The sequence below is a fragment of the Metamycoplasma faucium genome, assembly GCF_045160055.1.
GTDB classification, from domain to species: domain Bacteria; phylum Bacillota_I; class Bacilli_A; order Mycoplasmatales; family Metamycoplasmataceae; genus Metamycoplasma; species Metamycoplasma faucium.
In genome coordinates this window covers 625255-638436 of record NZ_CP088155.1, presented here as the reverse complement: position 1 = coordinate 638436, position 13182 = coordinate 625255, and the positions used below count along the sequence as shown (strand labels likewise).

Here is a 13182-nt window from a genome sequence, read left to right as displayed (position 1 = left end):
ATACTTTTAATTGGTCAGTTTTCACCATTTTTCTAAATATGGTAAAATATATAAGTATTTAAAATAACAATATATTCAATAATTTTGAATATTAATGGAGAAAAAATGATAAATAATAATGATAAAAATTCTCGTAAATTTTTATTTGCTTTAGATTTAGACGGAACTTTATTAGCAGATTCTGCCGAGGGAACAATACATCCAAAAACTGAACAAGCAATTAAAAGAGCAGTAAAAGAAGGACATATCGTTTCAATAATCACAGGGCGTCCTTGGAGAAGTACTAAACCAGTTTATGAAAAATTAGGTTTAAATGCATTAGTTGGAAATTATAATGGTGCTCATATTCACAATCCTTCTGATCCGTTTTTCATTCCTACAATTTCATATTTAGACTTAAATGAAGTTTTATATATATTAGGTGACGAAAAAGTTAAAAAAGAAATTACAAATTATGCAATAGAAGGCCCTGATTGAGTTCAATTGCAACATCGTGACGAAAACTTAGAAAAAGTTTTTGGATTTAATCAAGCTACTAAATTTAAGGTTGGTATTGATTTAGGAAAATTACCTTTAAAACCAACAGGTATTGTTTTTGATGCAAAAATGGATACTGATGTTGTTAATTTATTATCATATCTAAAAAGAAAATATGGTGATTTAGGTGAATTTTCTTCATGATCAAAAGGAAAAGGTTTGTCACCTATATTTGATATAACATCAATAGGTGTAAGCAAAGGTAAAGTAATTTCTTTAATTATGAGATATTATAATATTGATGTAGATAATACGGTTGTTATTGGTGATTCATATAATGATAGTTCGATGTATGAAGTTGGTAATGTGGGGGTTGCTCCTGCAAATGCTGAACCTTACATTAAACAATTATCAACAGTTGTAATGAAACAAACAAATAAAGAAGGTGCTGTTGGTTACTTTATTGATTCATTTTTAAATAATCCTGATAAATATATAAAAATGGGATTAAAGAAAAAAGAACAAGATAAAGAAAATCTACAAATTGTAAAAGCTGATAATTTCTTTTCTGAAGATACAAAATAAATATAAAATTAATAATAATGAATTTTGACGAACAATTTAATTCTTATATAGGTGTTGATGAGACAGGAGTAGGTGATTATTTTACTCCTGTTGTTTCTGTTGCATGTTTTATTCCTAAAAATAATATTGATGAAATTATTAATTTAGGAGTTAAAGATAGTAAAAAACTTAATGATAAAAAAATAATTGCAATAGCTAAAAAACTATTTAATTTAGTTTTTTATAAAAAAACTATTTTGACTCAATCTGGTTATAATAAATTAATTGAATCAAAAATAAATAATAACGAAATTAAAACATTAATTCACGCAAATTCTATTAATCGTTTATCTAATGAATTAAATAAAAAAAACAATTTCCTTTATAGTGTAATAATTGATCAATATGTTTTAAATGAATCAATTTTAGAAAAACATTTTAATAAACTGTTATCTACAAATTGAATTAATTTTAATAAACCAATTAATAACTTAGAATTAAAAACTAAAGCTGAAGATATTGCTTTGCCTGTAGCTTGTGCTTCAATAATAGCAAGATATCTTTTGTTAGATGAAATGGAAAAACAAAATAAAAAATATAATTTTATATTCCCGCTTGGAACTAATAAAAAAATAATTGATTCAGGAGTTGAACTTTTAAGTAAAATTGGTATTCCGGAATTTAAGAGTTTATGCAAATTTTCATTTAAAACTAGCCAAGAAATTTTAGATAAATTTCAAAATAATAGCAAAGAATAATATTTTATTCATTTTTCATTTGCTAAAATTATGAAATCTTTACAAGAAAAAAGCCCTTTTTCATTAAAGGACTTTTTAAAATTTATTATTCTCATTCAGTATTTTCATTTAAATGGCTTCATTCACAAGATGAATTTACGTTGTTTAATTTCATAAATTTAGCAAATCCACCTTCTTTAATAGTCATTAAAATATAATCTTTTTTAGAAATTGAATGAGTTTCTCCATTTTCCGTAACTTTATATTTAAATGTTTTTAATAAATGATTTTCAGATTTATTATAACCTGAAGTAACGATTAAATATGTGATTGAGTCAGGTGTATAGTTATCTTCATTGTAATAATGATATTTATTTTTGTTTTTCTTTTGAACATAATTAGTAAATTCACGACGGATTTTTTCATTTGTGTAATATCTTTGCATTCCACTAAATTTATTTGCTACACCTGGAATTGATTTAAGATTCGTACCTTCTTGAATTTCTCATAAAATAGAACGGATACCAGAATATAATGAAACTTTAGTAAGCTGATATCATTTAACATTGTCACGTTCTGAAACTAATGTTTCCCTGCCAAACATTTCAAACAATGCAAGCTGAAGGGTAACAATTCATCGATATGAAGCTTTATAAGCTTCACCTTGAGACCTAATTTTATAACTATTATAATAGTTTGGAATTTTAGAAGCTTCATTATCAATTTCTTTTGCTAATAACTTAAATATAGTATCAATAGTAGATAAAGGATCAAATGGGGCTAAAATATTATCTGGGTCTGATTGATCGCCAATAGGTTTAGGATTGCTAAATATTGAATTTTTGATCATATCATTTAATGTTTTCATATTAGAACGTTTTGATTCGTCTTTATCATTATTTATATTTCTTAAAGCTTTATAAAGTAATGAATCAGGATTCTTACTTTTACCTAAAATTAGGTTAATTAATTTAACTAATTTTTCACCATTAATAACTTTATTTTCACCAATTAAATTAGCCATAACTAAAGCATCACGGAAACTTAATGCTGATTTAAATTCATCAATAGCATGTTTTAATCATAATTTAGGATTTAAAATATCAAAATTATTTGCATGTTTTGATAATTGTTTAACTAAACGATTAAGAATTTTACGTTTATAAATATCAATGTTCAATAATTCAGGTATTATTTCATTAATTAGATTTTTAAGAAACATTTTATCATTTTCATTAACATTTTCAAGTGATAGATATTGAGTTAGTTGTTCAATAATTTCATAAAGTATTTCATCATCATTAGCAAATTTCTTAATTATATTTGTTATATTAGTCATTAAATTATCTTTAATTAAATCAATTATTTTACTCATCATTTGACCTAAATTATTAGCATTTATTTTGCTTCCACCTAAATAATCATTAACAAATGATTGAATTAATGATTTAATTTCAGGATATTGAATCATTTTTAGTAATATTGATTTTAGTTTCTTATTAGATATATTAGGTATATTTAGACTAGAAAAATCTAGTTTTTCAATTTCATTTTTTGTTAATTTAAAAATAAAGTTTACAAGTCCTTCTTTACCGTTTTGATTATCAGGTTTAATTGAGCCATTAGCAGCAACTAATAAATTAAATAATAATTTTTCAATGTTACGTAAAGTTTGAATATTATTTTCATGAGTTGAAGAATTGTTGTTTGGTTTTTTAGAATTAAATTTATTTATATTTTTACTTAAAAATTCATAAAGTGAATATAATTCATTTTCAATAGCAATGCTTGGTAAGTTTTTATTTAAAATAACTTCAATTAATTCTGATAAATTGTTAGATGTTAAATATTTAGAATAATCAATATTTTTAAATATATCATTAAATTGTTTATTTAAGTTAGAACTATTAAATTGACCACTTTTATTAAATATGTTTATTTCTGGTAATAAATCAATAATATCATTAGTCAAATCATTAATGAAATTTAAATTATTAATTTTTGCAATTATTCTTTTTAATAAGGATTTTATATTATTAATTTGAGATGAAGTAGTATCAATTTTGTAATCTTTAACAATTTTATTAAAGATAAAATCTAATGTTTTATCAATAAATTCATCTTCACTAATTGCTTTATTAATAACATTTTTAATTAAATTCTTCAATTCGATATTAATTGTTTTTATTAAATATTTAAATAAATCATTAAAACTATTTAATTTATTCAAATTTTCATTAGATATACAAATGAATGATTCAATTAATTTATTAAAGAATTGTTCAAATGAATGATCGTTTTTTAATATATCTATTATTTTAGGTATTAAATAATCAATATATTGATTGCTTGTAATATCATCTTTGTCCACTAATTTTTTTAAATTATTTAATCAATTTCTAATCTTATTTTCTATATTTAAATCAGATTTTAATCAATTGAATAAGTTTGGTAATTTTTGCTTAATAATATTTTTATCATCTTCATTTAATTTAGATAGTAAAGATTTTATTACTTTAAAAATTTTATTTATATCAATATTTAAATTACCTTTCAATGTAATTAAAGATTGTGAAGGAGAATTGTTAATTAACTTAGAAAATTTAGTTATGTTTTCTAAAAGAATTAGTAATAAATTTCGGATTTCATCATTATGCATTGATTCAATAAATTTATTAATTTCATCATAATTTAAATTATTAATTACGTCAATTAAATTAATTAATTCATTAAGTTTATATTTTTTAAATTCAAAACCAAAATTATTAATGTTTAGTTGAAGATTTGCTAATAATGATTCGATTAAATTACCAAAAATATTAAATTTAGGTAGATGTTTAATTAATTTTTCAATTGATAATTTTAATTTATCTTTTTGTTCTGAAGTTCATGTCAAACCTGATAAATCATATTCCATTAATTCTGTTAAAAATGAACTTAATATTTCAGAAATTTTATATTGTGAATTTGTAAGTGATTTTTTAAATAAATTATTTAATTTATTAATCAATGAATTTTTACTGTAATTTAAAAATTTAGTAATTCATTCTTTATAGTTTTTCACATCTTGTATTACTTCACTAGCAAAAGCAGAATTAATTAATTCTTTTATTAAAGGTTTTAGTTCTTCTTCATAATTATCATTAATAAATTTAGATAATTCTGCAAAAAGTCTTTTTAGTTCTTTTTGACTAATTTCGTTAAATCTTAATTTGTTTATTTTAATATTTTCCAATTGGTTTGAAATTAATTGATTAATTTTAAGACTATTCAATATTCAATCAACAAATTGATCTTTAGTCAATAAAATTTTAAATATATCTAAACATGCGGATAAATTGTATAAATATTGATTGTTTTTATCTTTAATTTGGATAAAATCAAAAATTTCTTGAATTTCTCTATTTTTTAAAAAGTCTAATGATTTTGTTGAAATAAATTTTGAAAGTTTGTTTAATGTTTGAATGTCATTAGTATTTGTTTCTAAATTTGACATTATTAAATCAAAATATTTCTTAAATAATTCAGAATTGCTTAAATTTTTAATAAGTAAATTAATATATAAATATAATTTATCAATTTCATTTTGGTTTAGTTCTATTTTACTGTAATGTTTAATTAATGCAATTATTAAATTTACAACTGTGTGATTAAATTCTTGATTTTCTATTACATTTTTTAATACATTTTCTAATAAATTATTCAATCCATTTAATTTATTGTTTCTTAATAATTTAATAAACAATTCTTCAAAATTATTCGAAGCATATAAACCATAATTATCAATAATATGATTAATAATTTCTTTAATTGATTCAATTGTTTGTTCATTAATTATTTTTGTTCAAAAATTGGTAAAAATTTGGCCTATTAGTGAATTTATTGAATTTTCCTTTGATAAATTTAAAAATTCAGTAATTAAATTTTTATTTAAACTATTTAGTTTTTGAATAATTTCATTTTTAATTAAGCTAGATATTTTGTCATGATTTAATATTGATTTTAATTTATTAGAATAAGAATTTATAATTAAATGTTTGTCTTCAATGTCCATTTTTTCAAAAATAACTTTAATTAAATTAAATATTTTTGGGAAATCAAATTCAGTGTTTGTAGATGGGATTTTATCTAGTATATATTCAATATTTTTTAATAATACTTCAAACGTATTTCTTATTTCATTTGAGTTAAGATTTGTTTTGACAAAATCAGTTATTTTTTCTAAACCAAAATGTTTTAAAATAACGCTTAAAATATTTAATTTATATTTTCCATAATTAAAACTATGTTCGTTAATATTATTTGCTAAATTATCAATTAAATCACTAATAATAGATTCATATATTTTCTTATCATTAATATGAGTTAATAATTTTTGGAATGTTTTAGCTAAAAGTTCCTTTTGAGTTTCAGAAAGTGATGATAAAAAGGTGCTTGAACTTGATAGTTCAACTATAAATCTTGATATTAAATTTGATCTATTTTCTAAAGGATTGAAAACAAATTCTTTAAATATATCTCTTAAAACATTAAGTAATATAGGCTTTATATTCAATAATGCTTTAGAAATAAATTGTTCAATGGTACTTGAATCATTAATATTTTCATTTGAAAATGTTTTAATTAATAATTCTTTTAAATTTTGTGTAAATAGTGTTTCTCATTTTGAGTTCAAAAATGTAGAAAAGTCAGAAAGTAAATTTTTAAGTTCTGATTTTAATTCAGATGGTATTTGAAGTGAATTAATATTTATATTATTTAGATAATTTAAAATTAATTGTTTAATTTTTATTTTTTCAAAAAGATAATCAATAAATTTTTCATTACCAAATAAGAGTTTATATGTTTTTAAAACTTCTTTAAAAGAAGACAAGACGGTTTTATCTTTAGATTTTAAAATAATTAATTCAAAAATATCTTGAATTATTTTTTTATTTTGAGAAGGACTAAAATGACTTTTAATTTTTTCACTAAATAATTTAAGCAATTCTTTTAGAGTTATTTCGTTAGGATTTAAACTTGTTGCAATATGGGTTACCATATTAAAGAAATTTTCGTAAAAATTAGAATTTGGTATGTTTTTGATGAAATTTGTTGCATATTGCATCAAATCAGTTCTTTCTTCTTTGGAAAGTTTTATTCCTGTTTCATTTTCAAATCAAATAAAGAAAATTGAATAAACATTAGGTAAAATGTTTGCGTGCTCTGAAATTTCACTTAAGATACTAGAAGTTAAATTTTTAAGGTCATTATTGTGTGCATTTTTTAAAACATTCAAAATAAATTCTTCATAGTTATCAAAACTATATAAATTACCATTATTAATAATATGACTAAATAAATTATTTAAAGAAGTTTTAAATTTATTAGATCCTAAGACTTTATAAATTTGTAAAAATGTATCATTAACAAAACTTTCAGCATCTTTGTATTTAGGATTTGCTTTTAAAATAGTATCTTGTAAGTTATTGTTTTTAATTATATTTATAATAGGACGAAGAATTGTGTATTCTGAAATATTTTTAATTATTTCATAGAATAAACCTTTTGTGTCTAGTATGTTATTTGTTATATATTTAATGCTACTTATTATTACGTTTTTACCGTTTTCATTAAGTAAACCATCATTATTTTTTAAGATATCTTTGATTAATGAAGTTAAATTTTTGATGAATTCTTTATCGGAAAAATTAGTTGCTTTTGCCTTTAATTTAATATGATATTGAGCTAATTTTTTGAGACCATCCATATATTTATCTTTATTAGTTTCATTTGTTGGAACATAACTTAATATATTAAATAAAAGTGAATGATTTATATTGATTGTATTTGAATTAGGATTAATAATATTATTAATTAAATCTTGCATAAAATCATCAAAAGTTGGATTTTGATTATTATTTTCTAATTTTAAATATGAATTTATGATCGATAAAATTAATTCAGTTTTCTTGTCAAAATTATCTAAATTTTTTATGAAGTTGAAAATTGTATATTCAATTATTTCTTTATCATTTTTATTTATGTGATAAATTTTTGAAAGGGAAGCAAAAATATTTGTAGTAATTTGTTTTAATGTTTTTTCATCATTTTTAATAATTTTGGCAAATTTATTAATTAAAATGTCAAATTTATCTTTTAATCTTAAGATAATTTTTTCACTAAATTCATATAGATATTTGCTATTTAATAATATATTTCTATCAATAATTATTTCTTTAAAAATATTGTTTAGATAATCAACAAATGAGTCAAAGAAATCTTGATCCTTGATTGCATTGCTAATAATTTTAGCAATATCTTTGTTAAATAATTTTTCAATTAATTTACTTTTTAAAATGTCTTTTGAAAATAAATTTAAGAAAGTTAGGGTTCATTGCTCATGTATATTTTCTTTAAAGAAATCTGATAGGAAAAATTCTTTTAAAATATTATAAAGTGTATCAGATGAAGATAACATTTTAACTATTAAGTTAAATATTTCTTCTGTATTAATATTTTCAAGATGATTAGATTTAAATATTTCATCAACATTATAATTAATTTGGTTAATTAATTTATTAATAGTTCTATTGTTAAATACTAAATTAATTAAATTAATTATGTTTGACTTTTGATTTTTATCATTTAATGATTTTTCAACAAAATCAATAATGTTTTTAAACTTATTAAAATCAATACCAAAATATTGTAATGCATTTTTAATAAAGGAAATTATTTCATCATTTGAATAATTGATTCCATTGTTAAACAAATATTCATAGTTTTTTAAAAAATCAACATTGTATTTATTTTTTTGATTGTTATCAATAATTTGTTTATTGTAAAAATATTGCTCAAATTCATATTCTTTTTTAAAACTATCAATATTATTTCCTGATAGACCTAAAATAGTATTTTTAATTAGCCCTGATTTCATTTCAAAATCCAATGATTTATAAAATTCATAATCACTTGTAGCACTATTGTTAGGTTTTTTAGATATTAATGTTTCATAATCTTTAGTAGACAAAGCCATTTTCATAATTAAATCTTGTGCTAATTTTTTATGAGCCATTAAATTTATTGAACTATTTAAAAAGCCATCTGTTAATTTGGAAGCATTATCCATAATATATTTTTGGTTTTCAAAATTTAGATAATTAATTTTATGTGTAGAAGCAACTTTTTTAATTGTTTCATTAATGATATCGGTAATAATTTGTAAATAATTTAAGGTGTATTTATTTTCAATTAGTTTTGCAAATTTCAAGAATGGTGAAATATATCCAACTAAATTAATATTTACATTTGGGTTTTTTTCTCTAATTAGTTTAATTAATTGATTGAATTTTTCAATAATACTATCTCGTTTGGCTAATATATTATTAAATATTTTATCAAAATACTTTTTAGCTTCTTCAATTGATAAATTAGAATAAGTTAGTTTTCATATAATATCTAGAAATTCATTTGTATCTAAAAAATCATTCATTCCTAATGACATTGTCAATAAATTTGCAGATCTTAATGCTTCATCTAAAAATGAATATTTCCCATTTACATTTGTTTTAAAATTATTAAAAAATGTTTCATTTTTTGATTTACCATTAATTTGCGTGTTTTGATTTAGTTTTTTATTATATTCAAAGTTTTGATTAATTTTATTAGTGATTGGATATTTTTTTGGATCTAAAAGATGTAATCATTCATCTAAAGTTGAGTTTGATAAACCAAGGTTTGAATATGATTTTAAATAAGTGTTTTGGTCCGAAAGAAGATTAATATAATTTGCTAAGTAAGAAGAATATGATAAACCATATATATTTTTTGTTTTTTCATCAAAATAACCCCCAATATTTTCATTATATTGTGTTGAATATTGATCACCAATAGATAAATATTTAATTTGCCCTTTTATTGCAGGCTGATAATTAGGTTTAGTTATTTTGTTTTTGTCCTCTTTGTTTTTACATGAGCCTGATAAAAAAGCAGTAGCGCCAGTTAAAAATATAGTTGAACTAACAAGCGGTATTAATTTTCTTAATTTTGATTTTTTTTCATTTTTCATATTAATTCCTTATCCAATTGCAACATCTTCATATATATATTGATAATATTCAGTTTTTTTTCGATTGTTTCCTCATATAAGTATTGTTTGTTGTATTCCAAGTTGACCAATGATCATACAAATTATTAAAATTAGTTTGCCTCATGCATTCATATTTGGTGTTATTCCGGTTGAAAGTCCAGAGCTTCCGAATGCTGAACATATTTCAAATAAAATATGAAGCATATTAAATTGTTTTTGCGAATCATCAAATCCTTCGTTTAAATTTGCAGCAGATGCTCCTAACAAAGTTCCTAAAATAACAATAATAATTCCAATTGTAAATATGTTTATAGCTTTAATTAATGTTTGTTTTCCTATTTGACGTTTGAATGCAAAAACAGATTTTCTACCTAATATCATTGAAATTGCACTTAAAAATAAAATTGAAACTGTTATATTTCTTATTCCTCCAGCAGTTGAAGCCGGTGAAAAACCAATAAACATTAAAATAGAATGTATCACTAAAGATTGTTTAGTAAAATGATAATAATCAATAGTAGCAAAACCGGCTGAACGAGTTGATTTTGTTTGGAAATAAATTGCAAATGTTTTTGCTCAATTATTACCATAACTTTGTTGTTTTCAAAAAGAATGTTCATTTTTAGAACTTAATTCAAAAGTAAAAGTAAACAATAAACCAATAGCAGTAACAATTAAATAGGTAACTAAAGTAAGTTTAGTAAAAAGTGTAATTCGATAAGTTGTTTCATGTTTACTAAAACTTTTTATTTTACGATAAATATCATAAATAACAGGATATCCAATACCACCAATAAAAATTGATAATAGTGTAAATATTTGTAAAGCATATTCTTCATTATATGGTGCTAATGATTTTTGACCAATAATATCAAAACCGGCATTGTTAAGTGAACTAATAGCATGAAAGATTCCATATCTTAATGATTTTTGAAAATCACCTTTAGGGTTTTGCGACATTTCTTCATAAGGATTAAATATAAATGGATTATATGGTTTTAAAGCTTCTTGATTATCAAATTTTCCATATGGTGAAGTATAAAAAATAATTGTAAAAATGAAAGAAGTGATTAGTAATGTTATTAATAATGTAGTAATTGATATTTTAATTATTTTTTTTGTTTGACCAATATTATGTGATCCTCTTTCAACTTGAGTTATTTGACTATCAAATACACTTAATTTTGTTCCAAAAATAGTTTGCAATACATAAATTTTAAGAGTAAAAATTCCAAACCCACCTAACAACATTGATATTGCAATTAATGCTTGACCAAATTGGTTAAAGCAAAGCCCGATTGGAATTGTTGATAAACCTGTATCACTAAAAGCAGACGCCGCTATAAAAAAAGCGTCTGAATAATTAAATTTGATTTTGCCCATTGACATATGCTCTTTTAAATATTGGCTATGTGTTATTGGTCAAAATAAAAATAATGAAATTAGAATTGTTATTAATATATATATTAAAAATATATATTTAATAATGCTAATTTTTTTAAAGATTCTTAAGAACCAATTTTCTCTTCTGATTCTTTTTTGTTCTTTTTGCATGTGCTATATTATATAGAGTTTTTACAAAAAACTATGTTTTTATAAGTTATATACATATTTATATGTATATATAGAGTAAAAGTTATATTTTTTTTGTAGTTTTTTTGACTAAAATAATAATTAATAAATTTTTATTTTTTAGAGTAAAATTTTTGCTATAGAGGACTTATGAAAGCAAAAAAAACACGTGATATATGTATTATTGGACTTGGAAGATTTGGACATAAAATTGCTGAGCAATTACTTGAAGATAAAACTAATAATATTAGAATAGCATTAGTTGATAAAGATGAAAAACATTTATTACCATTTAAAGATGAGGTTAATTCTATTTATATATTAGATGCCGCAGAAAAAAAAGCATTAGAGGCTATTAATATTGCTGATTTTGATGTTGTTATTATTGCAACAAGTGATAACATTGAAATAGCGGCCGCTTTAAATGAAATTGGAATTAAAAAGATAATTGCGCGTGCTAATTCAAAAAGGCATGCTAATGTTTTAAAACAAATCGGTGTAAATATTATTATTAGTCCCGAAGAAGAAGCGGGTCAAAAAACCGCATTATTAGTTGCAAATCCAAGCTTTATTTTGTATTCACAAATGTTAGTTGAACTTCAAGATGGATATGTAACTGGTTCTGTTTATATAAAAAATCCTGAATTAATTGGAAAACAAATTAAAAATCTTGGTCTTAGAGAAAAATATAATGTATCAATTGTTATAGTTAAGCGGGGAACTGAATCATTCTTGCCAAGTGGTTCTTTTGTTTTGGATAACGGCGATTTAATAACAATAGTTGGAACTACAGAAAATGTAACTGAAGCATTTTCATATTGTGCAAATGAAGAACAAAAATAATTTAAGGGATAAAATCCCTTTTATTATTATTTATTTATAAATAATAGGGGCAAAATGAATGAATAATAAAAATAATAAATATGATGAAATTGATAAAAATTCATTATTAAAGGAAAAAGTTATAAGAGAAACTTTTTTTGATGATTTTTTAGATAAAGAAATCGATATTAAAGATTATAAAAAAAATAAAAAAATATTTCAGATTACTATTTTTAAACAACAATATCTAGAAATTCAATGAATTATTACTAAAAAAGATGCAAATTTATATAAAATAAATATATATTCAAACGCGGAAAATAAAGACTCGGAAATATCATTAAAAATCCCTAGCAAGAATGAAAATGAAAATAAAACAAAAACTAATGAAATAAACATAAATAATATAAATGAAGAAAGAATAATAACTAAATTTAGTAGAAATTACATAGAAATATCAAAGGATTATTCAGTAGATAATGATAATTATAATTTTGAAAGATATTTAATTCAATTAATTTATCTATTTTCATGTCAAGCAAAATTAATTGAATTTAATAATAAACTTTCTAAAATAAAAAATAAAAAGTATCAAATTGACAATTTATACCAAAAAATTGTTAATTTTTATTGAGATAAAATAAATCGAAAAATAATTTATCCATTGTCAAAATATCATTATTATTATCGAGAAATTCTTGAATATATTGATTTAGAAAATCAAGCTAATTCATTATTAAATAGAGCAAAAAATATTTATGATCAAAATAATAATGATAAAAATAAAAAATTTACTAGAGTTATTAAAACTTGATCTGTGATGATTACTTTAATTAATTTAGCCGGTATGATAATAAGCATTTTAATTAGTTTAAATATTATTAAAATTTAAGAAAATTCATTTGATAAATTAATATAAAATATTAATTAAGTTTGTAA

At 21.1% G+C, this 13182-nt stretch carries 6 protein-coding genes; 4 read left to right on the top strand and 2 right to left on the bottom strand.

The window, feature by feature from the left end; translation table 4 throughout:
* Nucleotides 1-105 precede the first annotated feature (105 nt).
* Nucleotides 106-1062, top strand: coding sequence for a Cof-type HAD-IIB family hydrolase (locus LQ356_RS03020; RefSeq protein ID WP_405311420.1), 957 nt, complete (start codon nt 106-108; stop codon nt 1060-1062).
* 17 nt (nt 1063-1079) lie between these two features.
* Entirely contained in the window at nt 1080-1799 is a 720-nt protein-coding gene (locus tag LQ356_RS03015) for a ribonuclease HIII (RefSeq protein WP_405311418.1), read from the top strand.
* 85 nt (nt 1800-1884) lie between these two features.
* On the opposite strand, the gene LQ356_RS03010 is transcribed toward LQ356_RS03015, so the two are convergent.
* The gene (locus LQ356_RS03010; RefSeq protein WP_405311416.1) at nt 1885-9828 is read right to left on the bottom strand and encodes a hypothetical protein; all 7944 of its coding nucleotides are present in this window, start codon (nt 9826-9828) and stop codon (nt 1885-1887) included.
* Nucleotides 9829-9837: 9 nt separating this feature from the next.
* A complete protein-coding gene (locus LQ356_RS03005; protein WP_405311415.1) occupies nt 9838-11403 on the bottom strand; it encodes a TrkH family potassium uptake protein in 1566 nt (521 codons plus the stop codon).
* Nucleotides 11404-11571: 168 nt separating this feature from the next.
* Between LQ356_RS03005 and LQ356_RS03000 the strand changes: the two genes are divergently transcribed.
* Both LQ356_RS03000 and LQ356_RS02995 read left to right on the top strand, forming a co-directional pair.
* Nucleotides 11572-12264, top strand: a complete 693-nt coding sequence (locus LQ356_RS03000; RefSeq protein ID WP_405311414.1) for a potassium channel family protein — start codon at nt 11572-11574, stop codon at nt 12262-12264.
* Between the two features lie 58 nt (nt 12265-12322).
* Nucleotides 12323-13135, top strand: coding sequence for a hypothetical protein (locus LQ356_RS02995; protein ID WP_405311412.1), 813 nt, complete (start codon nt 12323-12325; stop codon nt 13133-13135).
* Nucleotides 13136-13182: the final 47 nt, after the last annotated feature.